Origin of the sequence: Coriobacterium glomerans PW2 (assembly GCF_000195315.1) — a bacterium.
Lineage (GTDB): Bacteria > Actinomycetota > Coriobacteriia > Coriobacteriales > Coriobacteriaceae > Coriobacterium > Coriobacterium glomerans.
Window position 1 is genome coordinate 1,687,719 of sequence record NC_015389.1, and the last position, 22,095, is coordinate 1,709,813.

16 protein-coding genes are annotated in these 22,095 nt (G+C 61.0%); 3 read left to right on the plus strand and 13 right to left on the minus strand.

The window, feature by feature from the left end:
• Positions 1 to 67 precede the first annotated feature (67 nt).
• The 12 genes from CORGL_RS07465 to aspS form a co-directional block, all read right to left on the minus strand.
• Positions 68 to 1,951, minus strand: coding sequence for an ABC transporter ATP-binding protein (locus CORGL_RS07465; protein ID WP_013709292.1), 1,884 nt, complete (start codon positions 1,949 to 1,951; stop codon positions 68 to 70).
• Positions 1,944 to 3,836: an ABC transporter ATP-binding protein gene (locus CORGL_RS07470; RefSeq protein WP_013709293.1), complete on the minus strand. Its 1,893-nt coding sequence runs from the start codon at positions 3,834 to 3,836 to the stop codon at positions 1,944 to 1,946. Before CORGL_RS07470 ends, CORGL_RS07465 begins: the two co-directional genes overlap by 8 nt.
• A gap of 317 nt (positions 3,837 to 4,153) precedes the next feature.
• The gene (gene ligA, locus CORGL_RS07475) at positions 4,154 to 6,307 is read right to left on the minus strand and encodes an NAD-dependent DNA ligase LigA (protein ID WP_041739493.1); all 2,154 of its coding nucleotides are present in this window, start codon (positions 6,305 to 6,307) and stop codon (positions 4,154 to 4,156) included.
• Positions 6,308 to 6,630: 323 nt separating this feature from the next.
• Positions 6,631 to 8,079 carry a S1C family serine protease gene (locus CORGL_RS07480; RefSeq protein ID WP_013709295.1) on the minus strand — a complete coding sequence of 483 codons (1,449 nt, stop codon included), beginning with the start codon at positions 8,077 to 8,079 and terminating at the stop codon, positions 6,631 to 6,633.
• A gap of 187 nt (positions 8,080 to 8,266) precedes the next feature.
• Positions 8,267 to 8,929: a response regulator transcription factor gene (locus CORGL_RS07485; RefSeq protein ID WP_013709296.1), complete on the minus strand. Its 663-nt coding sequence runs from the start codon at positions 8,927 to 8,929 to the stop codon at positions 8,267 to 8,269.
• A gap of 181 nt (positions 8,930 to 9,110) precedes the next feature.
• A complete protein-coding gene (locus CORGL_RS07490; protein ID WP_013709297.1) occupies positions 9,111 to 10,448 on the minus strand; it encodes a glutamine synthetase family protein in 1,338 nt (445 codons plus the stop codon).
• A gap of 155 nt (positions 10,449 to 10,603) precedes the next feature.
• Positions 10,604 to 10,810, minus strand: coding sequence for a hypothetical protein (locus CORGL_RS07495; RefSeq protein WP_013709298.1), 207 nt, complete (start codon positions 10,808 to 10,810; stop codon positions 10,604 to 10,606).
• Positions 10,811 to 10,928: 118 nt separating this feature from the next.
• A complete protein-coding gene (gene feoB / locus CORGL_RS07500) occupies positions 10,929 to 13,472 on the minus strand; it encodes a ferrous iron transporter B (RefSeq protein ID WP_013709299.1) in 2,544 nt (847 codons plus the stop codon).
• A gap of 100 nt (positions 13,473 to 13,572) precedes the next feature.
• Complete coding sequence (locus tag CORGL_RS07505) at positions 13,573 to 13,794, minus strand: FeoA family protein (RefSeq protein ID WP_013709300.1); 222 nt, start codon at positions 13,792 to 13,794, stop codon at positions 13,573 to 13,575.
• A gap of 122 nt (positions 13,795 to 13,916) precedes the next feature.
• Positions 13,917 to 14,129, minus strand: a complete 213-nt coding sequence (locus CORGL_RS07510; RefSeq protein ID WP_156789823.1) for a FeoA family protein — start codon at positions 14,127 to 14,129, stop codon at positions 13,917 to 13,919.
• A gap of 208 nt (positions 14,130 to 14,337) precedes the next feature.
• A complete protein-coding gene (locus CORGL_RS07515) occupies positions 14,338 to 15,270 on the minus strand; it encodes a type I phosphomannose isomerase catalytic subunit (RefSeq protein ID WP_013709302.1) in 933 nt (310 codons plus the stop codon).
• A gap of 296 nt (positions 15,271 to 15,566) precedes the next feature.
• On the minus strand, positions 15,567 to 17,339 hold the full coding sequence (gene aspS / locus CORGL_RS07520) for an aspartate--tRNA ligase (RefSeq protein ID WP_245526975.1): 1,773 nt from the start codon (positions 17,337 to 17,339) through the stop codon (positions 15,567 to 15,569).
• A gap of 466 nt (positions 17,340 to 17,805) precedes the next feature.
• Here aspS and CORGL_RS07525 point away from each other — a divergent pair, with 466 nt between their 5' ends.
• From CORGL_RS07525 to CORGL_RS07535, 3 genes are read left to right on the plus strand one after another with little or no spacing between them, the layout of a single operon-like run.
• Entirely contained in the window at positions 17,806 to 18,645 is an 840-nt protein-coding gene (locus tag CORGL_RS07525) for an ABC transporter substrate-binding protein (protein WP_013709304.1), read from the plus strand.
• Between the two features lies 1 nt (position 18,646).
• Complete coding sequence (locus CORGL_RS07530) at positions 18,647 to 19,960, plus strand: amino acid ABC transporter permease (RefSeq protein WP_049777704.1); 1,314 nt, start codon at positions 18,647 to 18,649, stop codon at positions 19,958 to 19,960.
• Positions 19,961 to 19,971: 11 nt separating this feature from the next.
• On the plus strand, positions 19,972 to 20,790 hold the full coding sequence (locus CORGL_RS07535; protein ID WP_013709306.1) for an amino acid ABC transporter ATP-binding protein: 819 nt from the start codon (positions 19,972 to 19,974) through the stop codon (positions 20,788 to 20,790).
• Between the two features lie 54 nt (positions 20,791 to 20,844).
• On the opposite strand, the gene CORGL_RS07540 is transcribed toward CORGL_RS07535, so the two are convergent.
• The gene (locus tag CORGL_RS07540) at positions 20,845 to 22,083 is read right to left on the minus strand and encodes an MFS transporter (protein ID WP_013709307.1); all 1,239 of its coding nucleotides are present in this window, start codon (positions 22,081 to 22,083) and stop codon (positions 20,845 to 20,847) included.
• Positions 22,084 to 22,095: the final 12 nt, after the last annotated feature.

Here is a 22,095-nt window from a genome sequence, read left to right on the forward strand (position 1 = left end):
ATCACCCGAGGCGGCCCCGTAAACCCGCTTCGGGTGAATCCCCTGTGCGCATCACCTGCCCACCGCGCTAATCCAGCTCTTTGAGCCCGTGGCTCAGCTGCCAGTACTCACCGTGTTGGGCGAGCAGCTCCTTGTTTGTACCGCGCTCGACGATTCTGCCGCGCTCGAGCACCATGATCGCATTGGAGTCCCGCACGGTCGAGAGACGATGCGCGATCATGAACGTCGTGCGTCCCTCCATGATGCGGTCCATACCGCGCTCGATGAGCTTCTCGGTGCGGGTATCGATCGAGGAGGTCGCCTCGTCCAAGATGAGGACGGGCGGATCCGCCACCGCGACGCGTGCGATCGCGAGCAGCTGCCGCTGGCCCTGGCTCAGGTTCGCGCCATCTGATGCGACCTGCGTCTCGTAGCCTTTCGGGAGGCGACGGATGAACGAATCGGCGTGCGCGGCCTCGGCAGCTGAGCGCACCTCCTCGTCGGTCGCATCGAGCTTGCCGAATCGAATGTTGTCGGCGATGGTACCGGTGAACAGATGCGTATCTTGCAACACGATACCGATCGAGCGGCGCAGACTCGCCTTCTCTATATTCTTGAGATCGATGCCGTCATAGGTGATCTCACCGGATTGAATGTCGTAGAATCGGGTTATGAGGTTCGTGATCGTGGTCTTTCCCGCTCCTGTCGAGCCTACGAATGCGATCTTCTGACCGGGCTTGGCAAACAGGTTGAGCTTGTGCAAAACAGTGTGCTCCGGAACATACCAGAAATCAACGTCATGGAAGCGCACATCACCATGGAGCGGAACCGGCCCGCGTTCAAGGACCGTTCCATCGGGTCCCCTGCCCTGAGCGTCCATGGGCAGCAGCGCGCCAAAGGCTCCCAGGCCCTTACCCTGCGGCAGCTGCCATACCCATGCGCCCTGCCCGGTCTTGACAAGCTTGACCGATCCCTCATCGACCTCGGGCTCGAGCTCCATGGCGAGGAAAAGCCGCTCCGCGCCCGCCAATGCATTCAGAAGGAAGTTCCCGAGCTGCGTGAACTGGTTGATCGGCATGGCGGCCTGTCGCACGAATACGAGATAGCTCGCCAGTGCACCGACATCGGCCATGCCCCTGATCGCGAGAAAGCCACCGACCACCGCGACGATCGCGTAGTTCGTGAGCGCGATGCACACGGTCACCGGCACCATGCTCGCGGCGTAGGCCTGCGCCGAGGTGCCGGCGCGGCGCAGGATCTGGTTGCGTCTGGTGAACTCGTCGACGTTCGCCTGCTCGTGATTGAACACCTTGACGATCTTCTGGCCGGTGACCATCTCCTCGATGTAGCCGTCGAGCCCCGCCAGGGCATCCTGCTGCCGACTGAAGAACGCCTTGCTGCGTGAACCGGAGAATCTGACATACGAGGCGATGATGGCATCGCAGACGATCGTGATCAGCGTCAGCCGCCAATTGAGCACGAACAACAGGACCACGATGCCGACGAGCTGGATCCATGCCTGGATGACGTTGGCGAAGCTGTTGTTGAGCGCCTCGGATACGGTATCGACGTCGTTGGTGAAAAAGCTCATGATATCGCCGGTGCGATTGCGATCGAAGTAGGCGAGTGGCAGGGTCTGGATGTGCGCGAACAGATCGCGGCGAATATCGAAGACGACCCGCTGGGCCGCGCGAACCATCGTCTGGGTGTAACCCAGCGCGGACAGCACGCCCAAAGCGTACACGGTCGCCGTGAACATGATCTGCCCGCCCAGCAGCGAGGTATCGCCTTCCGCCAGACCATCGACGATCGGACGGACCATGTAGGTGCCGATGAGGCTCGCCATCGCCGAGATGGAAACGAGCACCGCAACGATGAGCAGAGAGATCTTCGCATGACCCATATAACGGAGCAGCAGCCTCACGGTATGACCGAGATTCTTCGGACGAGTCCCAGCGGTCGTTCTAGCCACGCGGCTCAACCCCCTTCGCATCGCTCGTACCGGTTTCATCGCCTGGTTCCCTCTCGGGTGCGCAGGCGTGCCAAGAGCTCTCGCGCGGACCGCGAGAATCCTCGTCGATCAACCCGGCGGTCGTCTCGTCGCCTTCGGAGCTCACGACGCGAGCCGCTTGCACGAATTCAGTCTGGGAGGCGTAGATCTCCTGGTAGATCGTATCTGTCTCGAGCAGTTCATCATGGGTGCCGCATGCATGGACGCGACCGTTGTCGAGCACGATGATCTGCTCGGCATCCATGACAGAGGTGATGCGCTGGGCGATGACGATCGTCGTGACATCGGGAATCGCAGCGAGATTCGATCTGATCTTGGCCTCCGTTGCCATGTCGACGGCACTGGTCGAATCGTCGAATATAAGCACACGTGGCCGTTTGAGCAGCGTTCGCGCGATGCAGAGTCGCTGCTTCTGACCACCTGACACGTTGTCGCCACCCTGCCCGAGATCGCCATCGAGCCCGCCGATGCGCTCGAGAAACTCATCGACGCAGGCGAGGCGACATGCCTCCAAGAGCTCATCATCGTCGGCCCCTTCATTGCCCCACAGCAGATTCTCGCGCACCGTGCCGGTGAACAGCACGTTTTTCTGGAGCACGATGCCGACAGCATCCCGCAGAACCGTGAGATCATAGTCGCGAACATCGTGACCATCGAGGAGCACCTGGCCCTGATCGACATCGTAGAGCCTGGCGATGAGCTGCACCAGGGAGGTCTTCCCCGATCCCGTTCCGCCCAGAATCCCCACGCGGGTTCCCGAGGGAATATCCAGGTTGATATCCTCCAGCACGTCTTGGTCGGCATCGGCCCCGTACTTGAACGATACGTCACGAAACTCGACCCGACCGCTCGAGACGGTTGATATCGCCTGCCCCTGCGGTGCCGAGAACAGCTCCGGTGCCTCGTCGAGCACCTCCGAGCATCGCTCGACGCTGGTGAGAGCTCGCGTGAGCAGCAAAAAGACATTGGAGATCATCATCAGGGAATTGATGATCTGCAAAACGTAGCTCATGAAGCCGGTGAGCTGGCCGACCTTGAGCTCGCCGGCGATGATCATATGGCCGCCGATCCACAGCACGAGCGTCGCGGCGACATACATCGACAGCTGGAAGATCGGCAGGTTGCACACGGCTGTTCCAAAGGTGCGCGTCGCCCAGGAAGCGACCTCGCGGTTCACCCCGCCGAACTTCTCGCGCTCGTAGTCCGCGCGCACATAGGCCTTGATAGCCCGGACGGCGGTGACGTCCTCCTGCACCACGCCGTTGAGATGATCCATCGCCGTCTGAAAGCGACGATAGAACGGCGACACGCGACGCACGATGATGCCCAGGGCGATCGCCAGCAGCGGAAGGATGATGAAGAAGACGGTCGCAAGGTGCATATTCATGAAGCTCGCGTACAGAAGTCCCATGACGAGCATGACCGGTCCGCGCACAAGCGGCCTAAAGCCGCTCGCGACCGCGTTCTGGATGACCGTGATATCGGTGGTCATACGCGTCACGAGCGAGGAGGTCTGATAGCGATCGAGATTGCCGAAAGCGAAGGTCTGAATCTTCTCATACTCCGCCTGACGAAGGTTCGTGCCCAGCCCGACCGCCGTGCGCGCCGAGAAACGCGCGTAGAGCAAACCGCACGCCAGCGAAATGAACGCGCACAGCAGCATGAGAGCACCCTGTCGCAAGATGAGCTGCGTGTCTCGGGCCATGATGCCCTGATCGATGATGCCGGCCATGAGAAGTGGGATGAACAACTCGAGCGAGGTCTCTATGGCCACGACCACAGCACCTGCGATCGCATCTTTGCGATACGGTCCGAGATATCCGAGCAGCCGACGAAAATCTTTCATGTACATGCCCCTTCTGCGTACCACAGATCCCTATGGACGGCGGCGAGCGGGCCCGAGCGCCCTGTATCAATCCGCCACAGAATGATGTACCCACGAGAGCCATGGGCTCTTTGGATGCACCCGTCGCATCTGACGGGCAGGGGCCGAATCCCTGCAAGGTGCGCGCCGTCTGGCCATATCCCGCTCTCCCGCGCGAAGACGACCCCTTCTATTTGTAGTACAGATCGGCAACCGACTCGAGGGGGTTCTGTCGAAAACCTGACAAATGCGGATTTGCTCCTCATATCCGATGTTTCATCTGGCGATCAGTCCATGCGTCACGCCGAAACCCGCCCGGTGGCGAGAATCCGCTCCAACTCCCGCTCGTCGAGAACGGCGATACCCAGAGACGCCGCCTTGGTCAGCTTCGAGCCCGCACCGGGGCCGGCGATGACGAAGCTCGTGCGCTTCGATACGGATCCCGCGACTCGGGCACCGAGCGCCACGAGTGCCGCTGCCGCCTGATCTCGCGTTCTGTGCTCGAGCGAACCGGTGAGCACAAATGTGAGACCCTCCAGAGGTCGCTGACGAGCGAGCTCGACAGAGACTCCGCTCTCCTCGGCTTCACGGGCCTCCACCTCACCGGAACCCTCCTGAGTACCGACGCCGGCCTCGCGCAAGCGTGAGAGGACCTGCAGATTCTCCGGCACCGAGAAGAACATCTTCGTGCTCGACGCGATCTTGGGTCCGATTCCATCGATGCCTGCGATTTCCTCCTCGTTCGCCTCGATCAGCGCCTCGATCGAGCCGAAGTGCCGGGCCAGCAGCTCGCCGACGCTCTTGCCGACGTGACGGATGCCCAAGGCGAACAGCACGCGTCCGAGGGGCCGCGATTTGGAGCGGTCGAGTTCGTCCGCAATCTTGTCGGCAACCGTTTTCCCCACAAGAATCGGATCTCCGGCGCGGACGCCCTTCTTCGCGACGGTCTTCTGATAGACTCGCCCGGTATCGAGCGCCGCGATCTGCTCGGAGGTGAGCGTGTAGAAATCCGCTACGTCGCGCACCAGACCGGCATCGACGAGCTTGTCCACCAGCTCGGCGCCGACGCCGTCGACATCCATGCACCCGCGGCTCACCCAGTGCAGCAGCCGCTCATGCAGCTGAGCCGGACAGTCCAGAGAGACGCACCTGATAGCGACCTGTCCCGGCTCGCGCACGACGGGATTTCCGCATGCCGGACAGCGATCTGGCATCTGATAGGGACGGGCCCCATCAGCGCGCAGATCGAGCACCGGACCGACCACCTCGGGAATCACATCCCCCGCCTTGTGCACGATGATCGTGTCACCGACGCGAACATCCTTGCGCTCGATCTCATCGATGTTATGAAGAGTCGCGCGGGCGATCGTCGAACCCGCGACGCTCACCGGATCGAACTGCGCGACGGGCGTCAGAACTCCTGTCCGCCCCACCTGAATGCGAATCTCGCGCAGAACGGTGCGCCTCTCTTCGGGCGGGAACTTGAATGCGATCGCCCAGCGCGGGGCGCGCGCGGTGAATCCGAGTCTCTCCTGCAGCTCGAATGAATCGACCTTCACGACGACGCCGTCGATGTCGTAGTCGAGTCCGCCGCGGTGAGCAAGGGCGTCGGCGCAGAAATCGTGCACCTGCGCGGGGCTCGCGCAGCGCGCCACGTTGGGATTCACATGAAAGCCCGCTTCCCTGAGCCAATCTAGAAACTCGAGCTGCGAGGTGACGTGCACGGGCGCGGTGTCGGCGAGCGCATACATGAACGTGGATAGATCGCGTCTGGCTGTGACTGCGGGGTCCTTCTGGCGCAGCGAGCCGGCAGCGGCGTTGCGCGGGTTCGCGAACGGAGGGCGGCCCTCGGCGTCGGCGGTCGCGTTCAGTCGCGCGAAGCTCCCCTTGGGCATGTACACCTCGCCGCGAACCTCGATCGCCTCGCTGGCATCGTCCCCCATGCGTTCGACGGCCTCAGTGCTCAACCGCATCGGCACATCGGCGATCGTGCGGATGTTTCTGCTCACGTCCTCCCCGACATATCCGTCGCCGCGTGTCGCCGCTCGCACGAATTTTCCGCTGCGGTACGTGAGCGCGACGCCAAGACCGTCTATCTTCAGCTCGCAGGTGTAAACAGCGCTGCCGGCGCCCAGCGCTGATTCGACACGATCCAGCCATGCATCCAGCTCATCGAGATCCATCGCGTCATCTATTGAGTACATGCGCGCCATGTGCGTGATCGGAGCAAACTGACCGGAGACGAAACCTCCGACGCGCTGTGTATAGGAATCCGGTGTGATGAGGTCGGGATGCTCGACCTCGATCTGCTGGAGTTCCCTGAGAAGGCGATCGAACTGCGCATCGGATATCTCGGGGGCGTCGAGTGCGTAGTAGCGGTAAGCATGGTAGTCGAGCAGGCGGCGCAGCTCTTCTGCGCGCTCCGCAGGCGGCACCGCGGCGGTCGAGGTCATGTGTCCCGCCGGTTGCGCGGTGGAATCCTTCGAGGCTTCCCCCGGCATACGCCCATCCGATCTGTCTGGTTTGCACGACGCGGCTTGATTCACAAGCTTGGCCATAATCGCCTCCGTTCGAACTCGCGCATGCGCCGCCGCCCGCACGCGATCTCTCCGTACAGGGTATCACGCGCAATCGTCAGCGGTGCCCTGAGGTGGCGACTCAGCTTGCCATCTGCGGTGAAACGACCGGGCGACGCGATCCTTGCGGATCGCGCCGCCCGCGGCCAGCATCCTCACCCGACCCGAGCACTCTGGCTGGGCTTGCTCTGAGCGTTTGCTCAGTTTCGCTTCGCGCCGTTTTGTCCGCCGTTGTTGCCCAGCAGGTTCTGCAGATACTGCAGGAACTGATCTTGCGACATCGAGTTGCCCGATCCGTTCCCCTTCGTCGCGTCCTCCTTCGAGCTTTCCTGCTGATTCGATACGGATTCATCGGACCCGAGCTTGACATCGACCTTCTTCTCGTCGCCGCCCCGTTTGAGCGTGAGCGTCACGGTGTCCCCGACGCTGTGCTCGCGCAACGAGATGATCAGGTTGTCGGCTGAGGTGACGGGCTTGTCGTTCATGCGCGTGATGATATCGTTCTCCTTGATGCCGGCCTCGGCCGCCGGGCTGCCCTCGGATACGCTGTTCACGAGTGCTCCCTCGCTGGCACTCAAGTTGAACTGACGCGCGGACAGCGCGTTGACAGAGCTCACGGTGAGACCGATGTAGGGATGCGCCGGTGTCTTGCCCGCAATGATCTGCTTGGCGATATCGATCGCATACTTGGATGGAATCGCGAAACCGACACCCGAGCTCGATCCCGAGGTGGATTCGATGATCGAGTTGATCCCGATCAGCTCGCCCTTGCTGTTCACGAGCGCGCCGCCGGAGTTTCCGGGATTGATCGCCGCATCCGTCTGAATCATATTCGCATAGATCGAGGTACCCGATGCGGACGGAAGAGCGGTGGAGCGATACAGCGAACTCACGATACCCGTTGAGACCGACTGCTCGTTGCCAAACGGGCTGCCGATCGCCATAACCCACTGGCCGACCGCGAGCGAGGTCGAATCGCCGATGTCGATAGGAGTGAGCTTCGAGGAATCGACCTTCTTCATCTTGATCACAGCCAGATCACTCGACTTGTCGGTGCCGATGATCTCGGCCTCATAGCTCTCGCCCGAGAGCTGCACGACGATAGCGGAGGCGTTCTCGATGACATGGTAGTTCGTAACGATGTCCCCGTCCTTGTCGATCACCACGCCGGAGCCCATTCCCGCTTTTGACATGTTCTGCTGGACCGAGACGGACACGACCGAGGGCAGCGCCTTGGCGGCAACGGCCTCCGCGAGCGAGTTGTCCTCGGGATTGATCTTGATCGTCTGCGAACCGGATGACCCTGAGGAACTTGAGCTGCCGGAGGAGCCGACATCGCTGCCGTCCAGTTGCAGGGCACCGGACATGGCGAGTGCGAACAGCAGAAGAGCGCCCACCGCGATTCCGATGAGCCCGCTCAAGAACACGGGGAACTTCTTTGCCTTGGTCTTCACAACCGTCTGCCTCACGGTCTCCGTCTGCGGAGCAAAGGGGGGTTGGTTCGAAGTCGAGTCCCATGCATCGGCCACATGACCATCCGTACCGGGCATCAGGCTCGTGGGATCCTCTTCGTGCCCGGCGCGGGATGGCGAAGCATCGGGTCCCTCCATAAAGCCCTCCGGCGGTTTGGGCGTCTTATCCTCTTTCATGAAATTTTTCCTTTCCTCGCTGACGAGCTTGATTCCGTTGTACCCCAAGATGCGCGCGGCGACTTCCGGGACTTGTGATGTTCACTCATATTTAAGCTATTCCGCCCCGCCGCCCGACAAGATTCAACAAGGGGCGCGATAGAGGTCGAGCAGCTGCGCCGACCGAGCGAAACCGCTTTCCACGCGTTCAGGTCCTGAACAGATAGCCGACGCCGCGCACCGTCATGATATGCGCGGCGATCTGCGGACCGACTTTGGAGCGAATGCGCCGTATATGAACGTCAACCGTGCGCGTCCCGCCGCAGTACTCGAAACCCCAAACCCGGTGAAGCAGCACCTCGCGCGAATAGGCGCGATTCGGATGCGTCGTGAGAAACGAGAGCAGCGAATACTCCATGAGCGTGAGATCGACGGGTTCACCCTCCAGATAGACCTGATACGTTGCCAGATTTATAAGAAGTTCATCGATCCTCAAGACCTCATCTGACGAGGGCCCAGCTGCCTCGAAGATGAGCCGGCTCACACGGGCCTCAAGCTCTGCGGGAAGCGCTGTGGGACAGATGAAGTCCGATCGGATGCGCGAGGGCAGGCGCAGAGCCGGCAGGGCCGCCTCGTCGGCCACCACAAGCATCGGAATGCCGCCGCGATCATCGAGCCATGCGGCGATCTGCTCGATGCGATCGTTGCGCACTCCGTCGGCGTCGAGCACGAGCAGATCGAATTCAATGGCGGCACTCGGTGAGTCCGGGGTCGCGAGACTGATCGCGACATCCATGGTCTGCGCGCATGAGCTGACAAACTCATGCAAACGCGTCGTGCGAGCCATGAACAACAGGCATTTCTCTGACATATCCCACCTTCCAAACAGCTATATCATAGCCCACGGGGGAATCGGAACGCGATATTTCCGCCCGAGCACATATGACTGACCGCGCTCTCGACTGCAGTGGCGCGCAGCGGACCCGCCTTGCGCGATCTCGCGTCGACGAGCGCCCTCGCTGCTCATCGCGCCGCCGACGCGCAGCGGCGGATCAGGAGTTTGCCAGATAGTAGTCGATCTCCCATTCCGTCACGACCGAGGAATAGCGTTCCCATTCATCGCGCTTCTTCTTGAGGAAGAACGAGTGGATGTGCTCGCCGAGAGCGTCGCGCATGAACTCGGAGCTGGCAAAGACATCGAGTGCCTCATCGAGGCTGCGAGGCAGCGGGGCGAAGCCCGAGTGCGCCAGTTCGCCCTCGCTCAGGTTCTGCGCCTCGGCCATCGATTCGGCCGGAAGCGCGAGCCCGCGTCGGATGCCGTCCAGTCCCGCGGCGAGCGTAACCGCGGCGGCGAGATAGGGATTCGCCATCGGGTCGGGCGAGCGAAGCTCTATGCGCGTCGATAGCTGCTTACCGGGTTTGTAGATGGGCACGCGAATCATGGCGGCGCGGTTGCGCAGGCCCCATGTTGCGTACTCCGGCGTGTTCCCCTCGCCGGTGGTGAGACGCTTGTACGAGTTGACGGTCGGATTCGTGATCGCCGAGAGTTCGGCGGCGTGACTCAAGATGCCGGCCATGTAGCTTCTCGCCGTGCTTGAGAGGTGGTAGAGCTGCTCCTCCTCGCCCCAGAAGACATTGTTCCCCTCGCGGTCGAACAGCGACTGCTGGAGGAACATGGCGCACGAGGCTTGCGTTGAGATGGGTTTCGGCATGAACGATGCGTGAATGCCCGCCTCGAACGCCTCGAGACGTATGACGTGCTTGGCGGTCATGATATTGTCGGCTGTCGTCAGCGCCTCCGCATGCCTGATAGAGATGGCGTGCTGGGAGTGGCCGGATGAATGAAAGGTGTACTCGACCGGAATCGACATCTTCTCAAGCGTGAGCACCGTCGCCCGTCGCAGATCACGGGCCGAATCGGACGGAGTCAGATCGAAGTACCCGACGTGATCGAGCGGCTCAGGCGTGTGGTCGTCGGGAAAGTAGTAGAACTCGAGCTCGCTGGCCATGTTCGGTATGAAGCCGGCCGCCTCTGCGCGGCAGAACATCCGGCGCAGACATTCGCGCGGATCCCCCTCGAACGGCACGCGATCAGGCGTGCAGATATCGCAGAACATGCGCGCCGCCCCATCGTGCGGGGGCCGCCAAGGCAGCACCTGGAAAGTCGAGGGATCCGGAAAGGCGAGCATATCCGCCTCCTCGGGCGGGGTGAAGCCCTCGATCGATGAGCCATCGAAACCGATGCCCTCCTCGAAAGCGACCTCCAGATCCTCTGGACTTATCGCGAAGCTCTTGAGTCGGCCCAGCACATCGGTGAACCACAGCCTCACGAATCGAATGCCCCGCTTCTCTATTGTTCGGAGGACGAAATCGATATTCTGCCGGTCCATGCCAAGCACCCTTCTGTCTGCATCCCGCAAAGTCGCATACCCCATCGTATTTTGCCACACATTTGTTTCGAGGCGATTTCCGATCACCGGGAGCATACGTGCGGGACCGGCGGGGGGCTGTGAGCGCGCAGAGGGCAAAGCGAGAGGGCGAGAAGCTATCTCACATGGCGAGAGAGCTCGTCCGCGATGTCGGCCGCACCTCTGAGGGCAGGACAGCTCCTTCGCTTCGCAGGCCGGTGACCTTTGGCGCATGCGCATGCGTGCGCGCAATCCGCGCACGCGCCCTTTCTGCGCACGCGCACGCACACGGCGATGAAGGCAGCGGCGACAAGCGACAAGATGACGATGTCTAGCGGGGCCATACCTCTCCTTTCAACCTTGCTGATAGTACATGCCCGGCTGCGCGCCCACCTCACAGGCTCGATGTCGCCGAAGCGGCAACATGCCGAAGCAGCCGAGTCCGCCGATGCCGAGGCGTCCCTATGCCGAGGCGACAGCCTCCACCAGGACGGGCTCATCAAGAAATGCATCCTTGGGCATCGGTTTGAGCAGCTGATATGCGATCGCGGCGATCGCGATGAAGGCGATGACGGTCCATGCGCCAATCTCTCCGCCGGTCGCGAGCAGATACATCTGGTTCACGATCAGCCCGATCACCCAAGCGAGACCGCACTCGTATCCCAGCGCGATCGCCGTCCACCTGCCGGATTTCATCTGGTTTCTGATCGTCCCCATGGCGGCGAAACATGGAGCGCACAGCAGATTGAACGCCCCGAATGCGAGCACGCCGCCGGCTGTTCCGAACATCGCGGAGAACGCGCTCCACATGCTCGGATCGCTCTCGGTCGCACCGGAGATATGAAGCAGCGAACCTGCCGTGGCGACGACGTTCTCCTTGGCGATAAGACCGGTCACCGACATCGCGGCCGCCTGCCAGGATCCGAACCCGAGTGGTGCGAAGATCACGCCGAGCGCGCCACCGAGCCCGGCGAGCACCGAGTAATCGGTGAACTCCTCGGGGATCCCGGTCATGTCCGGCAGGTATCCGAATGCTCCGTGATAGACACCGAAGTTGGACAGGAACCACACCGCCACCGTCGAGGCGAAGATGATCGTCCCCGCCTTCTTGATGAACGACCAGCAGCGCTCCCACACATGCAGAGCCCACGAACGGACAGCCGGCATATGATAGGTCGGAAGCTCCATGACGAAGGGCGTGGGACGGCCGCGGAAGAGCCTCGTCTTCTTGAGCATGATACCTGAGCCAATGACCGCGAACGCACCGAGGAAGTAGAACAGCGGACTGATCCACCAGGCCGATGTGCCGCTCACGAGCGCGCCCATGAGCAGCGCGATGATGGGCAGCTTCGCCCCGCAGGGTATGAACGTCGTCGTCATGACCGTCATTCGCCGGTCCTTCTCGTTCTCGATGGTCTTGGTGGCCATGATGCCGGGGACCCCGCAACCCGAACTGATGAGCATCGGAATAAATGATTTACCCGACAAGCCGAAGCGGCGGAACACGCGATCCATGATGAATGCGACACGTGCCATGTAACCGCAATCCTCAAGAAACGAGAGCATGATGAACAAGACGACCATCTGCGGCAGAAAGCCGAGTATCGCTCCGAGCCCCCCGATGACACCATCGATCAGGAGCGCGTAGACGAGTCCCCCCTCCTGCGTTCCGCCCGCGGTCAGCCATCCGCCGACGATAGCGGGCACGCTCGGCACCCAGGGGCCGAATGAGGCCGGATCGGGTTCGCCGACAGCGAGCGCGCCTTCGAGCGTCGCGCTATCCACGGACACTCTGCTCACCTGGTCGTCGTCTCCCGGGATCTCCGCTGTCGTCTTGATCTGGGAGACGGCCGGGTCGCGCGCGATATCCGCGGCTGCAGCCGCCGCGGCCGCCGGATCGCTCGCATCCATCGCATCGTTGTATGCGGACACATCCACTCCGTGCTCGTCAGCAGCTGACATGAAAGCCGCGATCTCGGCTTGCGCCTCGGTATAGCGATCGGCGGCCTCATCGTAGGCCGCCCGACCCTGTCCCAAGACGAACCAGCCCTGATCGAAGATCTGGTCGTTTGTGAAATCGGTCGCCGACTTGCCGACGGTAAAGACCGCTATGAAGTAGACGAGAAACATCACGACGGCGAAGATCGGCAGGCCCAAGGCGCGGTTGGTCACCACGCGGTCGATCTTCTCCGAGACGCTCATCTTCTCGGGCGCTCGCTTGAGACAGTCGTCGATGATATGGGCGATCGTGGCGTAGCGCTCGCTTGTGATGATGGACTCCGCGTCATCTGAGCAGTCTCGCTCGCAATCCGAGACGAGCTGCTCGATGCACGCCGCGCTGTCGCGGCTGAGGTGGACGCGCGTCAAGGCGTCAGCGTCGCGCTCGAACAGCTTCACAGCCCAGTAGCGGCGCTCCCGCGCGGCGACAGATGCAGGCAGCAGCTGCTCGATGCGCGAGACGACGCACTCGATGCTCGTATCGAACGCAGGCGAACTCGGCCTTGCCTTTTGAGTCGCCGCCTGCCTGGCCTCGGCGATCAGCTCGTCGACTCCCTTGTTTTTGAGCGCCGATATCATGATCACAGGGCATCCGAGACGTCTGGAGAGCGCTTTCGTATCGATGCGATCGCCTGCGCGCTCGACGAGATCCCCCATGTTGAGCGCGATCACAGTCGGCAAGCCGGTCTCGATGATCTGCAGCGACAGATAGAGGTTGCGCTCGAGATTGGTGGCATCCACGATGTTCACGACCGCATCGGGAACGCCGCTCATGAGATAATCGCGCGAGACCCGCTCCTCGGGGCTGTAAGGAGACAGCGAATAGATACCGGGAAGATCCGTCACCGTTATCTGGTGATCGGCTCGGACCCTCGCCTCCTTCTTCTCCACCGTGACACCGGGCCAGTTTCCGACGTAGCCGTTCTGTCCGGTCACCAGATTGAAAAGCGTCGTCTTGCCGCAGTTCGGGTTTCCAGCAAGTGCCACATTGAGCGATGAGGCTGACATCCATACCTTCTTCCACTCGATTCGTCCGAGCCGCCATGAGAAGCTCGCCGTTACCTCATTAGTTAGAAATGTCTAACTTTTTCAATACAAAAATGCGCCGTCATCCGACCTCGATGATCGCTGCCTCCTCTTTGCGGATCGAGAGTTCATAGCCGCGCACGCGGATCTCGATGGGGTCTCCCAAAGGCGCGACTTTCACCACGGTGAAAGCTGTTCCCCTGGTGAGTCCGAGATCCATGAGATGACGGCGCAGCGCACCCTCTCCATGCAGTTTGACGATAGCGGAGAAATCTCCCACCATCACATCTGCCAGTGTCTTCATTGCATCCTCCTCTCCATATGCCAGAATTGTCGTGTTCAACGTCTGAGGCAGCTTCCTCGAGAACCGCAGGAGCCCGAACTCAGCCGGACCAGAGCAGCTGCTCGCCGGGAGCGGCCAGAAAACTACGTGGTCATCACATGCTGCGCGACCCTGCTGTCGAGACCCAGCCGGGTTCCCTTGACGTTCACGATGATGTTGCTCCCGCCCGCAGTGACAACATGCACCTGCGAGCCCGAAACGAATCCGAGGCTTTTGAGATGACGCCTGATACCCTCATCCCCGCGTACGCTCGAAACCGCTACCGTCTCACCGGATCTCACCAGTGACAGCGGCATCGAAGGTCTGCGTGTTTCGGTATGTGCCTGATAACCGAGCATCCGAATCCCCCATCCATCAAAAAGGAGCCGATCGCCAATGTTCACCTAAGTAAACTAGCACGGCGACACCCGCTCGGGAAGAGAGTCCGAGGGAAAAGGAGAAATTAGTTAGCTTCATCATACAATTTAGACAAATCAAACAAAACCGCGTCTGTGCGCGGAACACTCACTGATATGAGCAGATCATCTCGATCTCACCGAGGATGTCTATGCGCTCGCATCCCGACAGAGCCAGCAGATGGCTGCCCTTGCGAACATCCTCGCCGTTGAGCGTCCCCTCGCCGGCGATCACGCTCACGCAGGTGAAGGGATGGCGCGTCTCATAGGTGAGCGAGCTGACACACCGCACGCGTTCGACCGTGTAGCACTCATTCGTCTCGAGCACGGTGACGCCTTCAGCCTCATCATCGTTGACGGTGCCCGAACACGGGGGAACCTGGTCGAAATCGATCACGTCGAGCGCTTGCGCCATATGCAGCTCTCGGTGGGTCCCATCGTCCTGTAGACGATCGTAGTCGTACACGCGGTAGGTCACATCGGAGGACTGCTGGGTCTCCAAAATCAGAGTGCCGCCCTTGATGGCATGTACCGTTCCCGGATCGATCTGAAAGAAATCGCCGGGTCGAACCGGCACCTCATTGAGCAACTCGTTCCAGCGGCCCTCGCGAGCCATGCGAGCGAACTCGTCGCGCGCGCGAGCCCGCTGACCGATCACGATCGTCTGACCCGGATCCGCTGCGAGCACGTACCAGCACTCCTTCTTCCCCAGCGAGCCGCCTTCGTGCTCGGCAGCGTAGGCGTCATCGGGGTGCACCTGGATCGAGAGATCATCCTTCGCGTCGATGATCTTCACAAGCAGGGGAAAACGATCTCCTACGGCATCGCCGAAGAGCTCGCGGTGATGCTCCCAGAGCCATGACAGACTTTGTCCTGAAAACCGCCCCGTGGCGATCACATCGTCGCCAGAGGGGTGAGCCGAGATCGCCCAGCACTCTCCGACCGGGCCGGCGGGGATATCGTAACCGAAATCGGTCGCAAGGCGCCGGCCTCCCCAGATCTTTTCCTTGAACTGCGGGATGAGTTTGATCATGGACTCCATGGGGTCCCCTTTCCGGTTGCGGCCTCAAGATGCGACGCTTCTGCGCCTCAAGCATACCCCCATCACGCGGCGGCCCCGAAGCAACTTCTGTGATCCTGCTGGATATTTCATCAGAAGATGAGGGCTGATCGATTCATGCGAGCCGAACGCGCGTCCGAAGACAGACGGCGTCCGGGCGAATCGATTCATGCCCGTCGAGACGTCTTCTCCGAGCGAGCCGGCACCGCGAAAGCGGACGCCGTCTGGGATCGACCTCGCGATTTCGATGGATCCGCTCTCGCGCCGTGGCGACCGCTTTAATCCAGTCGGATCGAAACATCCTCGAGCTGCCGAGATGAAACCGGACTCGGTGCGCGCAGCATGAGATCGGAGCCGGAACTCGTCTTGGGGAACGCGATGACGTCGCGAATCGACGCTGAATCCGTGAGCAGCATGCAGATACGGTCCAGACCGAATGCGCACCCTCCCATCGGCGGAGCACCGTAATCGAGCGCGTCCAGCAAAAACCCGAACTGTTCACGGGCGGACGCCTCGTCAAACCCCAGACGTTCGAGAACCTTCAGCTGAACATCGGATTCATGGATGCGGATGCCGCCTCCACCCGCCTCGAAGCCGTCCATGACGAGATCGTAGGTGCACGAGCCCACGGCGAGCGGGTCGGTCGCGATCTTCTCCCGGTCCTCGTCGCGCGGCTGCGTGAACGGATGATGCTCGGATGCGAAGCGCTGCTCAGCAGCGTCATACTTGAACAGTGGAAAGTCGACGACCCAGAGAAAGTCGTGACCCTGACGCGGGACGCCCAGCGCATCGGCCATGTGCGTGCGCATCCCGCCCAAGACCTCATCTGCGCAGAGTCGCTCGCCGGCGACGAGCATCACGAGATCTCCGGATTCGACATCGCAGCGACTTCGCAGATCGGCCATCTCGCTCTCGGAAAAGAACTTCGCGATCGGCGAGCTCACCGAGCCATCGGGGCGAAACGCTATCCAAGCGAGGCCCTTGGCTCCCAGCCTCGTAGCGACATCTGAGAGCTTGTCGATCTGCGCGCGCGGCCAAGCTCCGGCCCCACGCGCGTTAAGCGCCTTCACCACCTGTCCCTCGGCTTTGGCCGCATGGGCGAACACCTTGAAGTCCGAATGCTCGAACGTATCGCTCAGATCGATCAGATGCATGCCGTAGCGCGTGTCCGGCTTGTCGCTGCCGAAGGTATCCATGGCCTCCCAGTACGGGATGCGGCGCAGAGGCGCGGGAAAGCCCACGCCTACCTGGGTGAACGCCTCAAGGAGCACATCCTCCATCTCGCAGATCACGTCATCTTCGGTGACGAAGCTCATCTCGACATCGACCTGAGTGAACTCGGGCTGACGATCCGCGCGCAGATCCTCATCGCGATAGCACTTCGCGACCTGATAGTAGCGCTCCACGCCCCCGATCATGAGCAGCTGCTTCAGGAGCTGCGGGGACTGCGGCAGCGCATAGAAGCTTCCCGGCTGGGTGCGCGAGGGCACGATGAAATCACGGGCGCCCTCAGGCGTGGACTTGCCGAGAACCGGTGTCTCGATCTCTGTGAACGCGCGGTCGTGAAGCGCCTTGCGCACAGCGAACGCGAACTCGTCGCGGAGCCGGAGCTTGGCGGCGACCTCTGGGCGGCGCATGTCGAGATATCGGTAGCGCAGCCGGGTGTCCTCTGCGGTATCGATGCCATCTTCGATCGGGAAAGGCGGGGTCTTGGCCCGGTTGAACACGGTGATATGGTCGACGAGCACCTCGATCTCGCCGGTCGCGAGCTTCGGGTTCACCATGTCCTCGCCTCGGCTCTTGACGATGCCGCGGACCAGGATCGGCCATTCTGGGCGCATGGTCTCAGCCGTCCTGAACGCCTCGCCGCCGGAATGCTCGGGATCGAACGTGCACTGCGTCAAACCGGTTCGGTCGCGAAGATCGCAGAAGATCAGGCCTCCGTGGTCGCGGCGGCGCCACACCCACCCGGTGAGCGTGACCTCTTGACCGATATCCGCAGCGCGAAGCTCACCGCTCGTGCGACTGTGCATGGAATGCATGCGTTGCATATCGTGGCTGTCTTCCACAGGATCCTCCTTCATCTGCGCCGCCCCGTGTCGGTGCGGGCGGCAACCGACAGACTGCCGAGTCTGCGTAGACCGCGCAACCCGACACCGTAGCAAGAGATGGTACCATCTTATCGGCTGCTTGATGCGGCGGCACGCTGATTTCGACACTTGTTCATGGGACCGCTGCAACCCGCGCTCCAAGGTGTCCGGACTGTACTTTTTTCTCGCGCTATTCACGATGGTTCTCTGCTAATGCGATCCGCTGAGGCGACTGCGTCGATGCAAAAAACGCTCCGAATACGGTCAAAATATACGATATATAGAATATTTAACCGTTATATTTCATAACGAAGAATATCCTAGGTATGAATATTGCCGAGACGCGCGGATAAAGCGATACTGGCTCGGGTATGTGATGCAGTACCCGACTCTGCGCACACCGCACGACAAGGATTGGGGAACAGCTATGAAGAAGATGGGAAGCGTACGATACGTCGTACCGTTCATGCTCGCACTTGCAACCGTGATAGGGCTTGCTGCGTGCAGCCAGGCCTCGAAGGGCGGTGACGCCTCCAAGGGTTCCGGCGCGTCAGGCGAATCGAACTCGAGCGATTACACCCTTACCTCCCCCGGCAAGCTCACATTCGCGACATCTCCTGATTTCCCTCCCTTCGAGAACCTCAAGGACGGGGCATACGTCGGGTTCGATATCGAGATCGCCAAAGCGGTCGCCAAGCAGATGGGTCTGGAAGCGGAATTCAAGAATCTTCAGTTCGATGGCATCACCACGGCCATAGCCGCCGGCGGCCAAGCGGATGCGGGTATCTCGGGCATCACGATCGAACCCGAGCGAGAGAAGGTGGTCGATTTCTCCAGCGGCTACTATACCGACGACCAGGCCATCGCGGTCATGAAGGGCAGTCCCATCACCTCGGACAACGCCGAGTCCGAGCTGAACAAGCAAGGCGTCGTCATCGCGGTTCAGAGCGGCACCACCGGCGAGGCGTTCGTGAAGGAGAACTACCCGCATGCGACGACTCAGAGCTATGGCAACTCCACAGACTGCTTCGCCGCTGTACAGGCCGGCCAAGCCGCTGCCGTCTGCACGAATAGATCCGTCGTGCAGAACATGCTCGCCGACGCCTATCCCGATGCTCAGATCGTAGCCCAGTCTGCGACGGGCGAGCAGTACGCGATCGCGGTATCCAAGGACAATCCGGGCCTGAAGCAGGGCATCGATCGCGCCCTCAAGGCACTGAGGGATGACGGCACCATCGACCGGCTCACCTCCGAGTATCTGAAATAACATGAGCAGATCAGCCGAACGCAGATCGTGGAAGCTCCGATCTATCATCATGTTCTTCGCACTCGCCGTCCTGCTGTGCGGCGGCCCCAGAACCGCTTGCGCCCTGACGGTCGAGCGCTGCACGGCGCGCTCGAACGCAGACGACGAGACGAGCGATGTCATGGGCGGCTCGGAGACGCGTGTGACGTGGGAGGCGACCCTCGGTGTCGACGAGGGTCTCAGGTCGCTTTCGCTCACGCTTCCGGAGAACACGGCATATCGCTCCGCCGATACGCGGGTGGTCTTGCTCACCGGACGGGATTTCATGACGCGCACCGAGATCGGAGTCGAAGTCGGCTCAAAGGATCAGACCTTGACGCTGTCCTTTCCCGAACCGATCAACCGAGCCGGAAAGCTCAACATCCAGATCTACGGGGTGATCTTCCCCGCAGCGGGCGGCCAGATGCAACTCACCGGCTCAGAGACTAATTCCGCAGGCAGCAAGGCCTTATCGGACATTCCCGCGATCACAGTCGTCGGCGTGTCGCCGTTCGAGCAGGCGGCGCAGTTTCTCTCCGCCCAGCCTTGGGTGAGATCATGGAACTCCAACAAGTTTCTGCGGCTGTTCGCCAATCCCATGATACTCGTGACGAGCTTTCCCGTGGTGCTCCAAGGCTTTCTCATGTCTCTGGCCATCGCAGCCATCTCGTTCCCCCTGGCCATCCCATGTGGTCTTCTCCTCGCGATCATGCGACGCGCCCGCAGCGCCGTGTTGCGCGGGATCGCGACGACCTACGTGAACATCGTGCGCGGCACACCGATGTTTCTGCAGATCTACATCGCCTTTTTCGGTCTGCCCCTCGCCGGAGTCCAAGTTGCGCCGTTCGCGCTCGGCATAATCGTCATGTTCATGAACTCGGGCGCGTATCTGTGCGAGATCTTCCGTGCCGGCATCGCGAGCATCGATATCGGCCAAGGCGAGGCGGCCCGCTCGCTGGGCATGACGCGTTCCCAGACCATGGTCGACGTCATTGTGCCCCAGATGTTTAGAGCCGTGATCCCCAACCTCACCAATGAGTTCATCCTGCTGTACAAGGATACGTCGCTGCTCGCGGCCGTGGGCACCATGGAGCTGGTCATGTACGCCAAGACCATCGTCGCCAACACCGGTTCGATCACCCCCTATATCGTAGCGGCGGCATTCTATCTCGTCATCACGCTGCCGCTCTCCAAGATCACGCGGCATCTCGAGCGGCGCGTGAGTAGCGGTCGCACGCGCCGACATCGATCGAACACGACAGCGTCTGGCGACTCCGCGCGCGTCGCCGCGTCATGAGGAGGCACGCGATGCCCGAATCAGATGAACAAGATCTTTTGCTGGAACAGCAGCTGGAAGACGCGAACGGAGACGATGGTGGCCCACGTGACGATCGCACCTCTATCATTCGTGTCACCGATCTGCGTAAGAGCTTCGGGGAAACCGACGTGCTGAAGGGGATATCGATGGACATCGCCCGCGGCGAGGTCGTCGTCATCCTGGGGCCATCGGGATCGGGCAAGTCAACCCTGCTCAGATGCCTGAACCGGCTCGAGCGACCAGACTCGGGCCAGATTCTGTTCGAGAGCCAAGACATCACCGCGCACAAGGTTGAGCTCAATCGCGTGCGAGAGCGCATGGGCATGGTATTTCAGAGCTTCAACCTGTTCCCCCACCTGGATTCTCTGCACAACGTCATGCTCGCGCAGATGAAGGTTTGCAAGCGCACGAAGCGAGAAGCCGAGCGAGTCGCATTGTGCCAGCTGGCTCGCGTGGGTCTCAAGGATCGCGCGGATTACTTTCCAGACGAACTCTCCGGCGGTCAGCAGCAGCGCGTCGCGATCGCCCGTGCGCTCGCCATGGATCCGCACGTCATGCTCTTCGATGAGGCGACCAGCGCGTTGGACCCCGAGCTCGTCCGCGACGTGCTCGATGTCATGCGCGAACTCGCCCAGGCTGGCATGACCATGGTCGTGGTCACCCACGAGATGAGCTTCGCGCGCGATGTCGCGGATCGCGTCATCTTCATGGAAGACGGTGTCGTCGTCGAGCAGGGCACGCCCGAACAGATATTCGAGCACCCCTCATCGGATCGCACGCGCGCCTTCATCGGTGCCGTATCCGGGTGAGCAGAGCCTACTGCGCGCTTCTGAAGCAGCATGCTCGTTGCTGCGGTGACACGCTCAGCGCTGCACGGAAATCTGAGTTCGCTCTTTTCGCTCTCGCTCCCGCGTCGCTCGCGCATTCACGACATGCTTGACCGCATAGATGAACATCGCAGCGAAGGCGACCACCGAGATCAGCATCTCCGCCCGAGGGCCCCTGATTCCGATGAAGGATGAGATAGCGCTGATCAGCATCGGCGAAACAAAACAACCCAGATTGACGAGAACCAATATGACGGTCGTCGCGAAGTTGATGGACTCCTGCGGCGCAACCTGATCGAGCCACGTGTAGACATAGGGCACCGCCAGACCGAACCCCACGCCGACGACAAGCACCGCCACGATAAGAAAAGCCAAGTCCGGTGCCGTCGCGACAGCGAGAAAACCGAGAGTCGTCAGCCCAAAACCCAGAGGAAACAGCACTTCGCGAAGATGCTTGAACAAAAAGCCGTAGGCCATGCCGACAGGAATGCCAACAAGCGTAGTTCCAGCACCCACGAGCGCGATCTGACTCGCTGTGCCGATCCCTTCGCTGACCACGAGATTCGGCAATCTGAAACTCATAGGCATAAAAAAGACGAATATCAAAAACATGAGAACCGCAATCTCGATTACCGAAGCGTTGATTCTGCGCGGATGCTTTTCAAAATCCCCCGGGCGAGATGCATCTTCATCAGGATGTCGAGCATGGGATTTCAAGGGAACGAACATGGTGAACGCAACCAGAGAGGGGATGAAGAGCAGGTAGATGCCGAATGCGGCATGCCAGCTGATCACTACGAGATGACTGACGAGAAGTGATGCGAGCGCGGCCCCGACACCACCCATGACGTTTTGGTAGCCTATCATCGTTGCCAACTCGTTCTTATCCTCGAGATAGAACTGAGGGATGAGGCTGACTGCCAAGGAGTTGAACAGCCCGATCCCGGCTCCGAGCAGAAAGCGGGTGATCAAGATCAGTATATATGAGTCGGTAGCCATCGGGACCGTTCCCGCTATCAGGCCGATGACGAGTCCGAGCACGATCGTCAGCTTCTTGCCGATCAAACGTGCGAGCTGTGGGCTTATCAGCAGGCCGGCCATGATGCCAAAGTTCGGAATCGTCGCAAGCGTCTCTACTCCCGCCTGATCGATACCTGGGAATGCACCATACATAAGAGGGAGCGCCGAAGATATCTGCGGTGCCATAGACAAGAACAAAGAGATGGAGAGCAGGGAAACTTTGAAGATGAACGTCTGCTGCAGTCGCCGTTCCATGATCGATCCTCT

What these genes read in the sequence shown, in the direction of transcription:
- CORGL_RS07470 (WP_013709293.1), bottom strand. Translation starts at nt 3,836, where the DNA reads ATGAAAGATTTTCGTCGGCTGCTCGGATATCTCGGACCGTATCGCAAA.
- ligA (WP_041739493.1), bottom strand. Translation starts at nt 6,307, where the DNA reads ATGACCTCGACCGCCGCGGTGCCGCCTGCGGAGCGCGCAGAAGAGCTG.
- CORGL_RS07480 (WP_013709295.1), bottom strand. Translation starts at nt 8,079, where the DNA reads ATGAAAGAGGATAAGACGCCCAAACCGCCGGAGGGCTTTATGGAGGGA.
- CORGL_RS07485 (WP_013709296.1), bottom strand. Translation starts at nt 8,929, where the DNA reads ATGTCAGAGAAATGCCTGTTGTTCATGGCTCGCACGACGCGTTTGCAT.
- CORGL_RS07490 (WP_013709297.1), bottom strand. Translation starts at nt 10,448, where the DNA reads ATGGACCGGCAGAATATCGATTTCGTCCTCCGAACAATAGAGAAGCGG.
- CORGL_RS07495 (WP_013709298.1), bottom strand. Translation starts at nt 10,810, where the DNA reads ATGGCCCCGCTAGACATCGTCATCTTGTCGCTTGTCGCCGCTGCCTTC.
- feoB (WP_013709299.1), bottom strand. Translation starts at nt 13,472, where the DNA reads ATGTCAGCCTCATCGCTCAATGTGGCACTTGCTGGAAACCCGAACTGC.
- CORGL_RS07505 (WP_013709300.1), bottom strand. Translation starts at nt 13,794, where the DNA reads ATGAAGACACTGGCAGATGTGATGGTGGGAGATTTCTCCGCTATCGTC.
- CORGL_RS07510 (WP_156789823.1), bottom strand. Translation starts at nt 14,129, where the DNA reads ATGCCGCTGTCACTGGTGAGATCCGGTGAGACGGTAGCGGTTTCGAGC.
- CORGL_RS07515 (WP_013709302.1), bottom strand. Translation starts at nt 15,270, where the DNA reads ATGGAGTCCATGATCAAACTCATCCCGCAGTTCAAGGAAAAGATCTGG.
- aspS (WP_245526975.1), bottom strand. Translation starts at nt 17,339, where the DNA reads ATGCAACGCATGCATTCCATGCACAGTCGCACGAGCGGTGAGCTTCGC.
- CORGL_RS07525 (WP_013709304.1), top strand. Translation starts at nt 17,806, where the DNA reads ATGAAGAAGATGGGAAGCGTACGATACGTCGTACCGTTCATGCTCGCA.
- CORGL_RS07530 (WP_049777704.1), top strand. Translation starts at nt 18,647, where the DNA reads ATGAGCAGATCAGCCGAACGCAGATCGTGGAAGCTCCGATCTATCATC.
- CORGL_RS07535 (WP_013709306.1), top strand. Translation starts at nt 19,972, where the DNA reads ATGCCCGAATCAGATGAACAAGATCTTTTGCTGGAACAGCAGCTGGAA.
- CORGL_RS07540 (WP_013709307.1), bottom strand. Translation starts at nt 22,083, where the DNA reads ATGGAACGGCGACTGCAGCAGACGTTCATCTTCAAAGTTTCCCTGCTC.